The 17,426-nt window shown below is 38.4% G+C and carries 13 protein-coding genes; 12 read left to right on the top strand and 1 reads right to left on the bottom strand.

Features of this window, described 5'->3' with window-relative positions; all coding sequences use genetic code 11:
• The first annotated feature begins 154 nt into the window (after window positions 1-154).
• From FNN09_RS18245 to FNN09_RS18190, 12 genes are all read left to right on the top strand, one after another.
• The gene (locus FNN09_RS18245; protein ID WP_143303924.1) at window positions 155-514 is read left to right on the top strand and encodes a hypothetical protein; all 360 of its coding nucleotides are present in this window, start codon (window positions 155-157) and stop codon (window positions 512-514) included.
• Window positions 495-1,154: a hypothetical protein gene (locus FNN09_RS18240; protein ID WP_143303923.1), complete on the top strand. Its 660-nt coding sequence runs from the start codon at window positions 495-497 to the stop codon at window positions 1,152-1,154. The genes FNN09_RS18245 and FNN09_RS18240 overlap by 20 nt, the downstream gene beginning before the upstream one ends.
• Before the next feature lie 1,098 nt (window positions 1,155-2,252).
• Window positions 2,253-2,564 (top strand): Ig-like domain-containing protein, encoded by a 312-nt coding sequence (locus FNN09_RS18235; protein ID WP_143303922.1) that lies wholly within the window; start codon window positions 2,253-2,255, stop codon window positions 2,562-2,564.
• 1 nt (window position 2,565) lies between these two features.
• Window positions 2,566-5,526, top strand: a complete 2,961-nt coding sequence (locus FNN09_RS18230) for a carbohydrate binding domain-containing protein (RefSeq protein WP_143303921.1) — start codon at window positions 2,566-2,568, stop codon at window positions 5,524-5,526.
• Window positions 5,527-5,600: 74 nt separating this feature from the next.
• Window positions 5,601-8,564: a carbohydrate binding domain-containing protein gene (locus tag FNN09_RS18225; RefSeq protein WP_143303920.1), complete on the top strand. Its 2,964-nt coding sequence runs from the start codon at window positions 5,601-5,603 to the stop codon at window positions 8,562-8,564.
• A gap of 120 nt (window positions 8,565-8,684) precedes the next feature.
• Window positions 8,685-9,743 (top strand): hypothetical protein, encoded by a 1,059-nt coding sequence (locus tag FNN09_RS18220; protein WP_143303919.1) that lies wholly within the window; start codon window positions 8,685-8,687, stop codon window positions 9,741-9,743.
• 10 nt (window positions 9,744-9,753) lie between these two features.
• Complete coding sequence (locus FNN09_RS18215) at window positions 9,754-10,356, top strand: DUF4956 domain-containing protein (RefSeq protein WP_143303918.1); 603 nt, start codon at window positions 9,754-9,756, stop codon at window positions 10,354-10,356.
• A gap of 257 nt (window positions 10,357-10,613) precedes the next feature.
• Window positions 10,614-11,870, top strand: a complete 1,257-nt coding sequence (locus tag FNN09_RS18210) for an ABC transporter permease (RefSeq protein ID WP_143303917.1) — start codon at window positions 10,614-10,616, stop codon at window positions 11,868-11,870.
• Between the two features lie 129 nt (window positions 11,871-11,999).
• Window positions 12,000-12,707 (top strand): dipeptidase PepE, encoded by a 708-nt coding sequence (pepE, locus tag FNN09_RS18205; protein ID WP_143303916.1) that lies wholly within the window; start codon window positions 12,000-12,002, stop codon window positions 12,705-12,707.
• 184 nt (window positions 12,708-12,891) lie between these two features.
• A complete protein-coding gene (locus FNN09_RS18200) occupies window positions 12,892-14,445 on the top strand; it encodes a SulP family inorganic anion transporter (RefSeq protein WP_143303915.1) in 1,554 nt (517 codons plus the stop codon).
• Between the two features lie 25 nt (window positions 14,446-14,470).
• Entirely contained in the window at window positions 14,471-15,079 is a 609-nt protein-coding gene (locus FNN09_RS18195; protein ID WP_143303914.1) for a carbonic anhydrase, read from the top strand.
• A 108-nt stretch (window positions 15,080-15,187) separates the two neighbouring features.
• The gene (locus tag FNN09_RS18190) at window positions 15,188-15,613 is read left to right on the top strand and encodes a DUF1801 domain-containing protein (RefSeq protein WP_143303913.1); all 426 of its coding nucleotides are present in this window, start codon (window positions 15,188-15,190) and stop codon (window positions 15,611-15,613) included.
• 108 nt (window positions 15,614-15,721) lie between these two features.
• Here the strand turns inward: FNN09_RS18190 and FNN09_RS18185 are convergent, their stop codons facing one another.
• Window positions 15,722-16,945: a dicarboxylate/amino acid:cation symporter gene (locus FNN09_RS18185; RefSeq protein WP_143303912.1), complete on the bottom strand. Its 1,224-nt coding sequence runs from the start codon at window positions 16,943-16,945 to the stop codon at window positions 15,722-15,724.
• Window positions 16,946-17,426 lie beyond the last annotated feature (481 nt).

Genomic DNA, 17,426 nt, shown 5'->3' with positions numbered 1-17,426 from the left:
TGAACATTGAAAGTGCAATAAAAAAAGGTTTTATCGAAACGAGGCATAGCACCGTTCTGGTGAGTTGAGATGAAACAACGGAGTGACTTGTTTTGAAGCAATTTCAATGTGTAATAGATTTTCTAATGCATATTGCGGGTTTAACCCGCACATGATGAGTATGAATACAGATACCCTAAACTTTCTTTTGCTTTGGCTCAAGTCCAGGCACCAGCAATTGCCTAATGATACGCCGCAGTTTATGGTAAGCAATGCGCCACCTGTCGAAACAGATGCGCAAGAGGTTTCGACGCTTGCGCAGCCAATTTCGTCTAAGGCGCATACCATGGGAACGAGCTCTCAGTCAATTTCGACGCCGGCGCAATCAATTTCGTCCATCGCTCAGTCGATTTCGCCCATGGCGCAATGCATGGGAACGGTGGCGCAGTGCATTGTAAGCATGGCGCATGCATGGTTTCATACCACAAATGAAATTTTAATTAAACCATATACAAATGACAAAGAGACTTTTTAAATCAGAATCAAAATTCTTGGAGAAAGCCCGCACAGGCATCACCAATGCCGAAACTAATGATGCCATAAAAGCAGCTTTGGCCGATTATAACATGGGTGATGAACAAGTAGCGGTAGGACGAGGAATTTATAATGCCACCCAAAAAATATGGGACGCCAACATTAAAGAAGATGCCGAATCAACCGAAGCATCACTTGCTTACTCTATGACTTATAAAGAGTTACAAGCGATTTTTAAGGAGCATCGTGATAAGGCTTTAATCTTTTTTAAACGCCACCCCGAGATTTTGGTTAAGCTGGGTGTTAAGGGCGAATTCCCTCGCAAGTACAACGACTTTTTTGATAAGGTGAGATTGTTTTACACAACAATAAAAAATGACCAATCGATACAGGCTGAGATGGATAAGATAAAACTGACTACAGAAGTGGTGGTGGAGTGCTTGACTCTATTGGAAGAATTGTTAGCTAAACGATCGTATTTCGATAAAGAATTGGCCGAATCGCAAGACATGACTAAAAACAAAAACGCCGCATTGCTGGCACTTAAAGAGTGGATGGATGACTTTTATGCTGTGGCTAAAGTAGCCCTCTACGACCAGCCACAGTTACTCGAAGCTTTAGGCGTTTTTGTGAGGAGCTAATTATTTTTACGGTCCCTAGGTGTAAGCCTGCCAGAAAAAACGTTTTTTGGCAGGCTTTTCTATTATTATGCTATCCAGCAAGTATTCTCTCCTTCAAGGAGAGGACCGAGATGAGGTGTCTTAAGCCAGTCTCTCAATTTTTATAGATGGCTCAGATGACTAAGTACCCTTACATTGATGCCACCGAGGTGCGGCCTTAAATTAATGCGAGTACCTAGTCCATGTATTCGTATAATATCAATAGCGTCCTAAATGATTTATTGATATGAATCGAACTGATTGAAATTAAGTATGATATTAGTGTTAATTGAAAACTGGGGTTCTTTTAAGCATCATGTCTTATGGCCTCTCTTTTAAATAACTTTAGTTTTCTCGAAAGCTTTAGTAAGACCGAGAAGTTCCGAACTTGATTCGGAAATCACTCGGCCGCGCTTAAGCTTGAGATAAATTGAAGCGGAGCGGAAATCATGAATACCTATAAAAACAGACACAATATGAACTAATAAGAAAGTAATTTAAAAAGTAGCCTTGATCTTTTTTCCTTAGTTTTTTAGATCAAGCTAAAAAAGTAAGTTGGGTTTGGGCGAATAGCCCAATTGATAAAAATTTTAGGATAAAATTGGTATAATATATTCTATTTGACAATGTAATTCAGCTATTTTTTCATCTAACTATGCCGCATGCCGTTAGTTAATTTCGAGGATTTCAAAAATATTTTTTCTGCGAGCTAAAACTATAACGTCCGACTTCTGAGCATAAATGAGTTACTAACTTTTGTTAAGCATTTATTCGTTTCCAAAGTACTTCGCTTCTGTTTCATCTTGCTATTTTGTTGAATGAGTGGAGCGCTAGAAACAAAAATAGTTTCATCCATCATAGAACGCCTTGCCTTACTCTTTTAAAAGACTTAATTTATGGTCAATCAATTGTTGAACCATAAGCACTTATAGTCTGTTATTCTTATTGCTTGAGTTTGTTCTTTAATAATTACAAAAGGAGCATAATAATGCCGATCAGTGAATGGGATTGCAATAAAACTGATTCAATGCTGTATAGCGGCGTTCATACTAAAAATACTTAATCATAAATACCATACCTATGAAATACATCCTGATTCCTTTAGTGTTAACTTTTCTCTTTGTTGTAAGTTGTAGCGATGACGATATACCCGTTCAGGGCATTGAAATGGAGCTTGAAACCCTTACAATGGCCGTTGGTAATGTGGAACTTATAAATGTCACTTTCCTTCCAGATGGTGCCGAAGGTACATTAACATGGAGCTCTTCAAACATTGAAATAGCCTCGGTTAATAGTGGCGAAGTAACAGCTTTTAAGCTGGGCAGTGTCTACGTTTATGCCTACCATGGCGAGTTTGCTGATAGTTGTTTAGTTACTGTTGATACCTATTAATATGGAACGATTTTACAATTCAATGAAAATAATATACCTGGTGCTGGTCATAACTTTGTTATCTGCCACTATGATTCAGGGTACTAATCTGGTAAAAAACGGTGATTTTGAAGATAATACCACCGAAGATTTAACCGTTGGTAATGGCCCATGGATCAATAATAAAATCAATTGGGAAAAAGCTGGGGACGGGGCAGCATTGGCCAGTACCGAAGATGTTTACGAAGGTATCTATAGCTTCTTTTTTAAGCGTGATGCCAGTGATTTGCAGAAAAATAGTATTACTGTTTGGCAAGATATTGCGGTAGAAGCCGGTAAAGCATACGATTTTAGTTTTATGGCTCGTTTACAAGATACCGATGAAAATGTATTGCGCTTTGGTATTAAAAAGATGGTGGGTGGCGAAGTGAAAGAGGTGTTTTTATGGAAGCAGGATACACTTGATGTAGAAGAATACACTACTTGGAATAAATACGAGGGACGCATTACCATCCCCAATGATGCAGATGGTGTACGCTTGTTATTATTCCGTAACCCGGGAGGCGATTCTTGTTTTGTAGATAATGTAATCCTAACAGAGCATGTGCCCGAGTCCAACACTGGATTGGTTAATAATGGTGATTTTGAAGATAACACTACCGAAGATCTCACCGTTGGCAATGGCCCTTGGCGAACCAATAAAATCAATTGGGAAAAAGATGGAGGAGGAGTTGTTTTAGCCAGTAGCGAAGATGTTTACGAAGGCATCTATAGCTTTTTCTTTAAACGCGATGCCAGTGAGCAGCAGCAAAATAACATCACTGTTTGGCACGATATCCCTGTTGAAGCCGGTAAAGTATATGACTTTAGTTTTATGGCCAGGCTACAGAATACCGAAGATAATGTGTTTCGTTTCGGCATTAAAAAAATGGTGGATGGAGCTCCGGTAGATGTGTGGTTATGGAAGCAGGATACACTTGATGTGGCAGAATATACCGATTGGAACAGTTATAACGGACGAATTAAAATGCCTGATAATGCCGATGGGGTGCGCTTATCATTTTTCCGAAATCCAGGGGGTGATTCTTGTTTTATTGATAATGTATCCATGTTTTTATATGAGCAGGAATCACAAAACTATTATGTTAGTGCCTCTGCAGGTGATGATGCCAATGATGGACTCACGCCCGAAACCGCTTGGCAAACACTTGAGAAAGTTAATGCATCGGTTTTTTTGCCGGGTGATACAATTATGTTTAAACGCGATGATGAATTTATTGGTCAACTATTAGTTAATTACTCGGGAACAGCGGGTAGTAACATAGTTTATACCGATTATGGCGAGGGTAATAAACCACGTCTCAATGGTTCAGGAGCCGAAGGAGGCGATTTTACCGATGTCATCTACATTGAAAACCAGGAGTACATAGAAATTAGTAACCTGGAGCTGACTAATAATCGAAAAGTTCCTCGTCCCGGCACGAAAGATGAACGCAGCTATGGTGTGCATGTAAGGGTGAATCAGCCCGAGTCAAAATCTCACTTCCGCATACGTAACCTTACCATTATGGATATTTATCCAGTTACGGTTGAAGGAGTAGATTTTCAGTATGTCGATGCGGCAGGTGTTTATTTTTACGTAACCGAGAATTATCCAGATAAAGAAAAACACATGCGCGATATTATTGTGGAGGATTGCCTTATTACCCGTACCTGTAAGTTTGGTGTGTGGATTAAGCACAATGGTGTATCGCAAGATGGTGTTGGTAACGATACCATCAATAAAAACATGGATATTATTATTCGAAATAACCACTTCTTAGAAACAGGAGGGTCAGGCATTACAGTTTCAAGGGCTTACAATGTGTTGTTGGAGAATAACCTCATACGTCACTCGGGTTTTGCAGAGCGTGATGAGCGCATGATAGGGCGTGGTAGTGGCCTCTGGTTTTACGCTTGTCACAATGGTATATCGCAATACAATAAAATATACCATCCGCGTGGCGAGAATGACTCATACAGTCAGCACATCGACTTTTTAAATAAAGATGTAATTATACAGTACAATTACAGCGAAGACAGTGAAGGAGGATTTGCTCAGATACTGGGTAACAACGTCAAGTCAACCTATCGCTTTAATGTCAGTGTTAACGATGGTTTCAGAGAGAGTGGTAATCCTAAACTGAAAGGTAGTTCAATTAAAATATCGGATTTTTCAGAACCCAAGCGGGTGGTGTCAGATAGTAACTTCATCTATAACAATACCATCTTTGTTGACAATTACATTAACCCTAGCATTTGGGTAGATGGATCCAATACCACCATTTATAATAACTTGTTTCAGGCACTCGACTATTGTACCATTGGTCGCAGCACTGACATTATATTGCGAAGCGGCCCAACTTTATCCATTTCTAATAATCTATACAATGGCTATGTGTCGCCTTATATGAAGTTATGGGACACCCAAAAGGTGACGGGCGATCCCGAGTTTACAAACCCTGGTGCCTCCAATGCCCAAGGTTACATGCTAATGCCATCGAGTGCAGCTATTGGTAAAGGAAAAACTTTTAAGGAACATCCATTCCCCATGGCAAGGAAAGGTATTTTTAAAGATATACCACCATACCCTACGGTTGATATATTTGGTAACCCTATTGATCTACAAAACATAACACCTAACATAGGAGCTCAGGCTGGTAATAGTGCTACATCAATAAAAAGCATTGCTAAATTAACCCTTAGGGTAAACCCTGTTTCCGATGTTATAAGTTTGATTGTGCCGGATGAACACCTAACCACCAAGTTTCATTTTCAAATTGTGGATATTTCAGGTGTAGTTCTTCAAGAACTAGGGGAGTATGAGCAGTGGAACAAGGTTATTACTGTTCAGCCTAACGAAGGCTTGTTTAATGGGGTGTATGTACTCCGTGTAAAAAGTAGTGCTTACGAATATGGAATACCGTTTATGTATAGGAAATAGCTGATCAATTGGTTGTATGGCTAATAGGCTTATGTCAGAAAGAGGTGGCGTTTGAGAATGTAAAAACAAACCGTATGAATATTTTTAATAACATATTAAAAAATGTTTTCGTTTTAATTGTGTTAATGCTTGGGTCAACACAATTTGGGGCTGGTCAAAATTTGGTGCAAAATGGCACTTTTGAAGATCACCAAACGGAGGATTTACGTGTGTTTGATGGTCCGTGGCGAGGTAACAAAATAAACTGGGATAAAGATGGACCGGGTTCGGCACTAGCCAGCGAAGAAGCTGTTTTTGAAGGTGAATACGGTTTTTTCTTTAAACGTGATGCCAGTGATCTGCAGCAAAATAACATTACCATATGGCAAGACGTGCCGGTAGTGGCTGGTAAAGTATATGAGTTCAGTTTTATGGCCAAATTGCAGAACACCACAGATAATGTGTTGCGTTTTGGAATCAAAAAAATGGTGGATGGCTCCCCTGTCGATGTGTGGTTATGGAAACAAGATACATTAGAGGTAAATGAATATTCTACTTGGAAAAGCTACGAAGGGACAGTAACAATTCCCGATAATTCAGATGGTGTTAGGTTAAACTTCTTCCGCAACCCCGGTGGAGATTCTTGTTTTATCGATAATGTTATCTTAACGGAATACATTCCTGAGCCGGATGAGAACCTGATTAAGAATGGATATTTTGAAGATAACCAAACAGAGGATCTAAGGGTGTTTGATGGACCGTGGCGAGGAAATAAAATCAATTGGGAAAAAGACGGTCCGGGTACTGCCTTAGCAAGCGAAGAAGCCAAGTATGAAGGGAATTACAGCTTCTTTTTTAAGCGCGATGCCAGTGATCAGCAGCAAAATAATATTACCATATGGCAAGATGTGTCGGTAGAGGCTGGTAGGGTATATGAGTTCAGTTTTATGGCCAAATTGCAGAATACCAACGATAATGTGTTGCGTTTTGGTATAAAGAAAATGGTCGATGGTTCACCTGTTGATGTGTGGATATGGAAACAAGATACTCTGGAAGTATCAGAATTTTCCAATTGGAATAACTATAAGGGTGCAATCACCATTCCTCATAATGCTAGTGGTGTAAGATTTAACTTCTTCCGTAATCCTGGTGGTGATTCTTGTTTTATTGATAATGTAATTTTAAAACCCATTGATCTGGAACCGAAGACCTATTATGTTAGTAGTTCAATGGGTAATGATGACGACGATGGTTTGTCGCCCCAAACGGCTTGGAAAAGTTTGGATAGAGTAAACGAGGCAGTTTTAGTACCAAGTGATACAGTTTACTTTAAAGCCAACGATGAATTTATTGGCCAATTACGAGTTGGCTATTCCGGAACAGTTGGCAAAAATATTGTTTTTACACGGTACGGAGAAGGTAATAAACCCCGTTTAAATGGTTCAGGAGGCGAAGGTGGTGACTATTCAGATGTGGTATATATCGAAAATCAAGAATACATTGAAGTGAGTAGCCTGGAGATAAGCAACGACCGTAGAGTGCCGCGCTCGGGTGATAAAGATACACGTTGTTATGGTGTGCATGTGCGAAATAGCGGACCAGAGTCTAAAGAGCACTTTCGCTTACGCGACCTTACCATCATGGATATTTATCCGGTAACCATCGAAGGGGTTGAGTTTCAATACGTGGATGTGGCGGGTATTTATTTTTACACAACGGAGAACTGGCCAGCCAATCCTAAACATATGCGCGACATTATTGTGGAAGATTGTCTCATAACCAGAACCGGTAAATTTGGTGTTTGGGTAAAGCACAATGGTATTGCACAGGAAGGGGTTGGAAACGATACGATTAATAAAAACATGGACGTTATAGTTCGTAATAATCACATTCTTGAAACAGGGGGCTCAGGCATTACGGTTTCAAGAGCATACAATGTCCTGTTGGAAAATAATTTGATTCGCTATCCGGGGTACATTGAGCGCGATGAACGCATGATTGGACGTGGCAGTGGAACTTGGATGTATTCAGTGATTAATGGTATTTCACAATATAATCATATTTATCATCCACGTGGTCACGATGATTCATATGGACAACACATCGATTATCAATGCAGAAACATTATATACCAATACAACTATAGTGAAGATAGTGAAGGAGGTTTTGCACAAATTTTAGGGAATAATTTTAATTGCACCTATCGTTTTAACATTAGCGTTAATGATGGATTTCGGGAGGTAAATAGTGTTTCTGTGAGTGGTAATTCATTAAAAGTATCTAACTTCTCACGACCTGAAAGAATATTATCTGACAGCTGTTATTTCTATAACAACACTATTTATGTCGATAAATTAATAGAACCATGCATTTATTTCGATGCCAAAAAAGTTTTTGTCTATAATAATATATTTCAAGCCCTCAATTATGGGAGTATTGGAAAAAGAGCTGTTATTACTAACTACACTAAATACGATATTGATATATCAAACAATCTATTTGATGGAGCAGTAACACAGCTATTAAAGGTATTTGATAGTAATATGGTGTCAGGAGACCCTGGTTTTAAAAATCCAGGAGGCTACCTACCCGATGATTATAGCATCACTAAGTCATGTAATGCTATCGGCAACGGTTTGTCATTTGTTGAGCCACATTTTCCAATGGCTGGTAAAGGTATTTTTAAAGACATACCATCTAACCCAATTGTTGATATTTTTGGTAATCCCATTGACATACAAAATATAAGGCCAAATATAGGAGCACAGGCAGGTAATGGTGCTAATCAAATGAAATGTGTCAATGACTTAGCATTGATGGTTAACCCTGTGCGTAATAGTATAGTTTTAAGTGTCCCGGAAAACAATACCAAGGGTTCATATGGTTTTCAAATTGTTGATATGGCAGGTAAGGTGATTCAAAATTTGGGATCGTTTGAACCGGTCGGAGGAAAAGTGACCATCCCCCTTTCTTCTGGTTTATACAATGGAGTTTATATTTTACGAATCAATGAGCAGAACCGCCAATACGGTCTTTCATTTCTTTATCTTAAAGAATGAAGTTGTGTATTTAGTTGTCAATCGTTATGATAGTGAGGATTTTAATAGCCGTTTGTTTAAAATTGAAATGTTGTTATTAGTTTGGAATTTAACTAGAGTAATATAAAAAGACATGCTTTTATGAGAATCAAATTGTTTCTGACACTGTGTTTTATTTGTTGTTTACAAATTACAAAAGCCCAAAAATACACTGAAGCAGAGTATGGTATTGATCATACCATTGATGAGCCGTCCAACTTATTCACCGATGATGAAGTGTTGGAGGTTTCTATTCGATTTAAGGTTCGGCAATATACCCGTAAGAAGCCACGCGAATATATACCAGCCTTGTTAACCACTCACCATAGCGCCAGCGATTCGACTAATCACAAGCTAAAGCTGAAGTCGAGGGGTGAATTTCGTAATCAGTTTTGCAGTTTTCCACCCATCAAGCTTAATTTTAAAAAAGGGGATTTTAGCTACGAAGATTTAGATGAGCTGAACAAGGTGAAATTGGTAACGCATTGCCAGTATTCACACGAAAGCGAAGAGAATATTTACAAGGAGTACTTGTGCTACAAGTTATTTAATGTTTTAACGGATAATAGCTTTGGAGTGCGCATGCTCAAAATTAATTACATTGATACAGGCAAAAAGAAGACCACTACTATCCATTATGGTTTTCTGATAGAACCAGTAAATTTACTGTCAGAACGACAGCATTTGATACATACCGAGGTGGAAACAATATCTCAGTTACATATACAGCAAGATGTTTTAGATCGAGTGGCTATTTTTAATTACATGATAGGAAATGGTGATTGGAGTGTAGCAAACCAGCATAACCTAAAAGTTTTTGTGCCCTCAAAGCCTGCGCCACAGCCCAATGGCATTGCTGTGCCATACGACTTCGATTATTCGGGCATGGTTAACACCAGTTACGCTCTGCCAAGTGAGGGATCTAATATTTCATCGGTAACAGAGCGCTATTACATGGGATTGTGCCGCGATGATGAGGTTTTTAAACAGGCCTTGCAAGAGTTTTTGGATAAGAAAGAAGAGTTTTATCGGGTAATTACTAATTTTGAAAGGCTTGATAAGCGCGAGCAAAAACAGATGCTCAATTATCTCGATTCATTTTATGAAGAGATTGAGAAAGAAAAGATTATTAAAAATATGAAATCAACCTGTATACAGTAATTTGTTCTTTATGATATTAGCATCCTTTTTAACCAACCCTGAGCATACCCAATTAGTTAGTATTATCAGTCGCTTTCTGGTCAACATGTTGGTCATTTCTATAATAATTGGTTTTCTATATCGGAAAACTGACGAAAATAAGGAGTTTGTATTGCCCATAGTGGCCATTGGGGTTATCATTTTCTTGCTAAGCTCATACTTATCCATTGTTAAGGTAGAACTGGGTATGGCATTGGGCTTGTTTGCAATTTTTAGCATCATTCGGTTTCGTACCCGAAACATACGGGCCTACCAAATGGCCTATTTGTTTATTATTATAGGAGTGTCTGCCATTAATGCATTAGCCCAATTTCCCCATCCTATAAGAGGCATGATAATAAGTAACTCCCTCGTTGTACTTTCCCTTTATGGGCTTGAGTATTATCAATCAAACAGCTTGCTTTCAAAACGAAATATTACCCTAAGCAATATTGATTTGGCTAAACCATCCAGACGGGAGGATTTAATTAGCTACCTAAGGAGAACGACCGAGTTAGATGTGAAATCGGTTAAGATTAAAGAAGTTAATTATCTGAAAAGTGAGGCTTACCTGATTATTTATTTTAAAAACTGAGTGATAGTGACCTAAACTACATTTGTTATTGATGAGGGAATATAAAATCAAATGCTGCCGAGTAAAATATGAAGTCGGGGTTTGGGTTTGATAACACCATCTCAGTTGAATGAATTATACTAACAAAAAACCAAATCAAGCCCAATAGCTATTCGGGGATAAAAAGTTACTAATGAAAAGAAACCATCCTTTAATCCGCTTACAGGTTTTGTGTTCAGACTTTTTGCCTATCTTGCTTCTTCAAACATCCCTAAGCCATGATTCTGGTCTATAAATTTTTTAAAGAAAGTTTCCTGTTTGCCATTGGTGCATTACGAACAAATGTACTGCGCACTATCCTTACCTTGTCGGGAGTAACCATCGGTATCTTTTCTATTATATCTGTTTTTACGCTTATCGATTTTTTGGAAAAACAAGTCCGTGAAAGCATCGAATCGTTGGGTAATAATGTTGTATATATTCAAAAATGGCCTTGGACCCCACCCGAAGGAGAGTCGGAATACCCCTGGTGGCGGTACATGAACAGACAGGTACCATCCTTAGATGATTACGAACAAATTAAACGTCGCTCGCAAATCGCCGATGCGGTTTCCTATGTTATGTCATCGCAAAAGATGCTGCAATACGAAGATAATGCCTACGATAATGTGGCAGTAATGGGAGTTTCCGAAGGTTTTGATGTCATTTGGAATTTTGAAATTAGCCGTGGGCGATACTTCTCGCCCTACGAAACAAACAGTGGCATGGCTTCAGGTATTATTGGTTCCGATATTGCCGATGAATTGTTTCAAGGAATGGACCCCATTGGTAAGCGTGTTAAAATGATGGGACGTAAAATATTGGTTATTGGTGTTATTCAGCGGCAAGGTTCCGATATTTTTGGCAATAGTCTTGATAAGAATATCATTATTCCGGTAAAGTATGCTCGTAACCTGTTTAACTTGCGGAGCGAATCAGTGAACCCCATGATTCTGGTAAAAGCAAAAGAGGGCTATTCATCCGACGATATTGTGGATGAGTTAACAGGGGTGATGAGAGCCATTCGACGGATTAAGCCAAGTGGCGATAATGATTTTGCACTAAATCGCATTAGCTTGGTGCAAAAAAACTTCGACAGCCTTTTCGACTTTATTGATATGGCAGGTTGGTTTATTGGTGGATTCTCCATTTTAGTTGGTGGGTTCGGAATTGCCAATATCATGTTTGTGTCGGTAAAAGAACGAACACGCATTATTGGGATTCAAAAGGCTTTGGGTGCCAAACGTAAATTTATCTTACTTCAGTTTTTAATAGAAAGTACCGTATTGTCCTTACTGGGAGGTCTTGGAGGTTTATTTCTGGTGTTTAGCATTGCTATGTCTATTAGTTTAATTACCCAAACCGAAATGGCCCTAACATTGCTAAATGTTTTAAAAGGTATCGGAATATCAACCGTTATTGGCGTTGTGTCAGGTTACATACCCGCTTGGAAAGCTTCAAAAATGGATCCGGTCGAAGCCATTAATGCAGTATAGTCGATTCAAAACTTCGAATTTATTAATAGAGAAAATAAAATAAAGGTGATTTGTTAAACAAGTCTAGCATCTTTTTGTCTATTAACTAATAAGGCAAATGCTTTTTATAAATATCTAACATTATACAATATGAATTTATTATTGATATCTAACTCAACAATGGCCGGTGAGGCTTACCTGGATTATCCAAAGCAAAATATTGCTGATTTTTTAGGCAAGGAAAAAGTGAAATGCCTGTTCATTCCCTACGCAGGTGTAACCGTTTCATTCGATGACTATGAGGCTAAAGTGAAAAGCCGTTTTAACGAAGTAGGTCACGATGTGGTATCCATCCACCATTTTGAGGATCCGTTAAAAGCAGTTGAAGGTGCCGAAGCCATTGTAGTTGGAGGAGGAAGTACCTGGCAATTGTTACGCATGATTCACGATAATAAATTAACAGAGCCTATCCGCAAAAAAGTACTGGGAGGAACAAAATACATTGGCTGGAGTGCCGGATCTAACTTGGCTTGTCCAAGCATTAAAACAACGAACGACATGCCAATTATTGATCCACTTGGTTTTGATGCCCTTAATTTAATTCCCTTTCAAATTAACCCACACTACTTAGATGCGAACCCTGAGGGACATGGTGGCGAAACACGTGAAGAGCGCATTATGGAGTTTTTAGTAGTTAATCAATCAACAACTGTTGTTGGTTTGCGCGAGGGATGTATGTTTAATTATAATAAAGGTAAAATTGGCTACGAGGGAAAATTACCACTTCGCATTTTTAAATATGGTGTTGATCCTTATGAAGTACATGCAGGAGATAGCTTTGACTTTTTGATGGAATAAGCGTATAGTGCATACTTTGTATGTATTTATAGGATTAAACAGATTACCCACTACACTAACCGATTCTTAATTCGGATGTGTTGCAAATGCTAAAAATAGTAAAACTATCATAAAGAATGGGTACGCTTGTTTGTTTGGCATGCCAATTGTTTTCTTGGTCGTGAAATTTTAATCATATATTACTATGAAGAACTTCTTTAAGACGTATAAGAATGATATTCCGGCTGGTTTAGTCGTGTATTTAGTGGCATTGCCTTTGTGTTTAGGTATTGCTTTGGCTTCGGGTGCGCCATTGTTATCTGGTGTAATATCAGGTATTATTGGTGGTATTGTAGTTGGTTTTTTATCCGACTCTAGGTTAAGTGTTAGTGGTCCTGCTGCAGGTTTAACGGTTATTGTATTTTCAGCAATCGCTTCTTTGGGTTCATTCGAGGTTTTTCTGATGGCCGTTTTTATTTCTGGTGCCATACAGTTGGTTCTAGGATACCTAAGAGCTGGGGTAATTGGTCACTTTTTCCCATCGTCCGTTATAATCGGTATGCTTACGGCAATTGGTTTGAGTATTATACTTAAGCAAATTCCACATGCCTTTGGTTACGACCTTACTGGTATTGATACCGCCGCCTTTGAAGATAAGTATGGGCACAATACGTTTTCGGAATTATATTATATGCTAGAAGCTATTCTACCGGGTGCTATTATCATTAGTTCGTTATCCATGTTAATTTTATTTGCCTGGGATAGTCCGTTTATAAAAAAGAATGCAGTACTGAAATTAATTCCCGGACCATTGGTTGTGGTTGTTTTCGGGGTAGTTTTAAACGAAGTATTTAAGTCTAGTGTGCCAGCCTTGGCACTTGGTTCAACGCATTTGGTATCATTGCCCGAAATGAGTGGTTTAAGCTCTTTGGTTGATGAACTGCGCTTTCCGGAATTTAAAGCGATTGCTAATCCTGATGTTTGGGTGGTTGCATTTACCATTGCTATTGTTGGTAGTTTGGAGTCTCTATTGAGTCTTGATGCCACCGACAAGTTAGATCCTGCAAAAAGAATTGCATCACCAAATAAGGAGTTAAAAGCACAAGGATGGGGAAATATGTTGGCAGGTTTAGTTGGTGGATTGCCATTAACAGCCGTAATCGTTCGTAGTTCGGCTAATGTTAATTCCGGAGGTAAAGGTAAGATGTCAGCAGTATTCCATGGAGTGTTGTTATTATTAAGTGTGTTGCTTTTTGCACCATTTCTTAATTACATACCTTTAGCTGCTTTGGCTGCAGTATTAATTCATGTTGGATTAAAGTTGAATAAGATATCCATTTACAAAACGGCGATTAAAAAAGGTGCGAATCAGTATATTCCATTTTTTGCAACCATCATCGTTATTTTATTAACCGATTTATTAAAAGGGATCACCTTTGGAATTGTCATCGGATTCATATTTGTTTTGAAATCGAACTTCCGTTCAGGTATTGTTTTATCCAATGTAGGAAATAATTACATGATTCAGATTTCACGTAATTTATACTTCTTTAATAAGGCACAGCTTAGACGCACTTTACAGTATCTGCCCAAAGACATTAATTTGTTAATTGACGGAACGCAGATTGATTTTATTGATGGCGATATTTTGGGAACCTTTAAAGATTTTTGCGATACGGCTGAACGAAATAGGATTAAGGTCACCATTAAAAAGTCTGAAACAGCCGTAATTCCTATGTTCCGAAAAGACGTAGCTTAGTTTTAACCTTTCAAAACCGATAAGTATGAAATCATATGATCAAATATTCCTGGCCAATAGGTCTTGGGTGCAAACAATAAACAACGTCGATAAAGATTATTTTAAGAATCTATCACTGGCTCAAACACCCAAGTATTTTTGGATTGGCTGTGCGGATAGCCGAATGGCTGAAACTGTAATTACGCGCAGTCAGCTGGGGGAGTTTTTCGTTCATCGTAATGTAGCCAACCTGGTTAATGCCGACGATGAAAGTTTAATGGCAGGTTTACGATATGCTGTAGATTATTTAAAAGTTAAGCACATTGTTGTGGTTGGCCATTACAGTTGTGGTGGTGTTAAAGCAGCTTTCGATGGCTTAGACGATCCTTATTTAAGCAAATGGGTTGGAGATATAAAGAACACGCTTGCTGATAACAAGCAAGAAATCGAGGCTATCAGTCATGAAGATGAAAAATTAAATCGCCTTTCTGAACTGAGTATTGTAAAACAGGTGGAGAAGTTGGCGTCAATGGATATTGTTAAAGATGCTTGGTCACGAGGACAGCGACTCTTTGTTCATGGTTGGATTTTTAACATTGCAACGGGGGAGTTAAATTCTTTAAAAGAGATTCATCCCGATGATATGATCAAATAAATGAGTTTAAAAGTAGAGTAGGGGTTGTTAATTGTTATAATTAGCAACCTTTTTCTTTATACCATTGTTTTCTTTCGAAGAAACCTTATTGATTTAATAGAAAAGAATATGGCTGAAAATAAAACGCAACCAACCCAAGTTGATGCTAAGGATTTTTTGTATACCATTGAGCACAAACAACGACGAGAAGATAGCCTTGTCTTATTAGAGATGATGGAAAAACTAACTGCTTGTCGTCCGGTTATGTGGGGCACTTCCATAATTGGCTACGGTAATTATAGATATAAATATGGCAGTGGGCGAACAGGCGATTGGTTTATAACAGGTTTTTCACCTCGCAAGCAAAGCCTTACGATCTACCTCATGTATGGTTTTGATAAAGTACAAAAGTTATTAGATCGCTTGGGAAAGCATAAGTTAGGTAAGGGGTGTTTGTACATTAATAAGTTGACTGATGTTGATATGCAAGTTCTTGAGGAGCTCATTATTGCAACAGTCGAGGCTCATAAAAAGAATGATTGTGGTCATTATTGAATCTTTTACAAACAAGTTCATGCTAAATATTGAAATGTGTTAAGGTAAGTATATTGAGTATGCATTTTAAATAAAGGGCTTTGCGTTCATCACAAAGCCCAATTAAACTTATTTCTTTTCGTTAAATCGATCAACGATACATGCACAAGCTGCATCGCCCGTAATATTAAAGGCAGTTCGCAACATATCAAATACACGGTCTAGTGCAAAAAGTAAAGGAAGACCTTCATCTGGTATGTCAGCAGCAACCAATACCGCTACAATTAATAATGATGGGCCTGGTACGCCAGCCTGACCGATTGAACCAACTGTTGAAGTAACGATAATGGCAATGTATTGGGCTAAGCTTAAATCAATATCAAATAACTGTGCAAAAAAGACGGCGGCAAGTGCGTAGTACATAGCACTGCCAGTCATGTTGATGGTGGCACCTAATGGCAGTACAAAACCGGTTGTTGCTTTAGATACACCTAACTCCTCCTCGCACACTTCCATATTAATAGGCAGGGTAGCCAGTGAAGAACTAGTAGAGAAAGCTACAATTTGTGCTTTTATCATTTTACGAAAGAATGTCATAATCGGTACCTTTGAGAAAAGCTTTAAGGTTAAAGGATAGAGGGCAAGAAGTAGGATGGCACCACCCAAAATATTAACCCACATTAGATCAACGGCCATCATCAACAGATCAAATCCAAACTCTCCAATAGCAGAAGCCATTAATCCAAATACACCAATAGGAGCTGTGTACATAACCACTTTAATCATCCATATTAATGCTTCCACAAGATAATTCATGCCATTTATTAACGGAGATTTCTTATTCTCTGGAAGTGTAGATATGCCAATTCCTAAAAACAAACCAAAGAAAATGATTTCAAGAATGTTACCAGTTACCAAGGATGCAATTGGGTTTTCTGGGATGATATTAATGATTGTTTGCCAAAAACTCATGACAGGAGCATCTGCGCTACTCACTCCGGATTGAGGAAACATTTCTTTCACAGCAGCACGATCCAAACCTTCACCCGGTGCAAATATTTCACCCAGTATCAAGCCAAGAATAACAGACACTACCGTTGTTATTAAAAAGTAGCCAATTGTACTAATCCCAATCTTACCTGCCGATTTCGTTGCCCCCAAGGATGCTGCCCCAGATATGATAGAGATGGCAACAAGCGGAACGACAAGCATTTTAATCAGGTCCATGAAAAAATCACCTAGTGGCGCAAACATCGATGCTTTTGGACCCATTAGTGCCCCAAGGACTGTGCCTATTACCATAGCAACCAAGATCTGAAAGCCCAGATTGCTCATTAATTTTTTAAAATTCATATGTATATAGTTTGTTAATGACTTATTGCGGATGTATCGATAGCTAATTTCACGATATTTTATTAAAAAGGAAATAGCTACAATATTTATTTGAAAAGACATTAATATAGCTCTTCCGAAATTACAAAGTCATCAAGCCATAGTTTAGTCACACTTAACCCACACTAAACTCAGCTCTAATCGAATTTACTTTGAGTTTAATATGACTTAACTATGACTTTAGTATGAGTTTGTTTCCTTTCAGCCTTATTCAGGATGCATAAAAGGCGTACTTTATACAGAATTCAGCATGTGGATGCACTATCTCACCCTCTCTCAAAATTATTTCCCTACCCAAATCCCACCAAATCAGCTCATAAAGCTTGCGTGATGAAATACGCTACAAAAAAACATGCTTTTAGATTTGGAGGTTTGAATTAAACTCCGTTATTTTGCACCCGCTTTGAGAAACAATGGTTACTCTGAAAGGCGCACTAGGCAA

The organism is Carboxylicivirga sp. M1479, from assembly GCF_007097485.1.
Taxonomy (GTDB): Bacteria; Bacteroidota; Bacteroidia; order Bacteroidales; family Marinilabiliaceae; genus Carboxylicivirga.
Note: the sequence above shows the minus strand (reverse complement) of the source record. Positions and strands in the feature narration are given on the sequence as shown.

What these genes read in the sequence shown, in the direction of transcription:
- FNN09_RS18225 (WP_143303920.1), top strand. Translation starts at nt 5,601, where the DNA reads ATGAATATTTTTAATAACATATTAAAAAATGTTTTCGTTTTAATTGTG.
- FNN09_RS18215 (WP_143303918.1), top strand. Translation starts at nt 9,754, where the DNA reads ATGATATTAGCATCCTTTTTAACCAACCCTGAGCATACCCAATTAGTT.
- FNN09_RS18230 (WP_143303921.1), top strand. Translation starts at nt 2,566, where the DNA reads ATGGAACGATTTTACAATTCAATGAAAATAATATACCTGGTGCTGGTC.
- FNN09_RS18235 (WP_143303922.1), top strand. Translation starts at nt 2,253, where the DNA reads ATGAAATACATCCTGATTCCTTTAGTGTTAACTTTTCTCTTTGTTGTA.
- FNN09_RS18195 (WP_143303914.1), top strand. Translation starts at nt 14,471, where the DNA reads ATGAAATCATATGATCAAATATTCCTGGCCAATAGGTCTTGGGTGCAA.
- pepE (WP_143303916.1), top strand. Translation starts at nt 12,000, where the DNA reads ATGAATTTATTATTGATATCTAACTCAACAATGGCCGGTGAGGCTTAC.
- FNN09_RS18240 (WP_143303923.1), top strand. Translation starts at nt 495, where the DNA reads ATGACAAAGAGACTTTTTAAATCAGAATCAAAATTCTTGGAGAAAGCC.
- FNN09_RS18220 (WP_143303919.1), top strand. Translation starts at nt 8,685, where the DNA reads ATGAGAATCAAATTGTTTCTGACACTGTGTTTTATTTGTTGTTTACAA.
- FNN09_RS18185 (WP_143303912.1), bottom strand. Translation starts at nt 16,945, where the DNA reads ATGAATTTTAAAAAATTAATGAGCAATCTGGGCTTTCAGATCTTGGTT.
- FNN09_RS18190 (WP_143303913.1), top strand. Translation starts at nt 15,188, where the DNA reads ATGGCTGAAAATAAAACGCAACCAACCCAAGTTGATGCTAAGGATTTT.
- FNN09_RS18210 (WP_143303917.1), top strand. Translation starts at nt 10,614, where the DNA reads ATGATTCTGGTCTATAAATTTTTTAAAGAAAGTTTCCTGTTTGCCATT.
- FNN09_RS18245 (WP_143303924.1), top strand. Translation starts at nt 155, where the DNA reads ATGAGTATGAATACAGATACCCTAAACTTTCTTTTGCTTTGGCTCAAG.
- FNN09_RS18200 (WP_143303915.1), top strand. Translation starts at nt 12,892, where the DNA reads ATGAAGAACTTCTTTAAGACGTATAAGAATGATATTCCGGCTGGTTTA.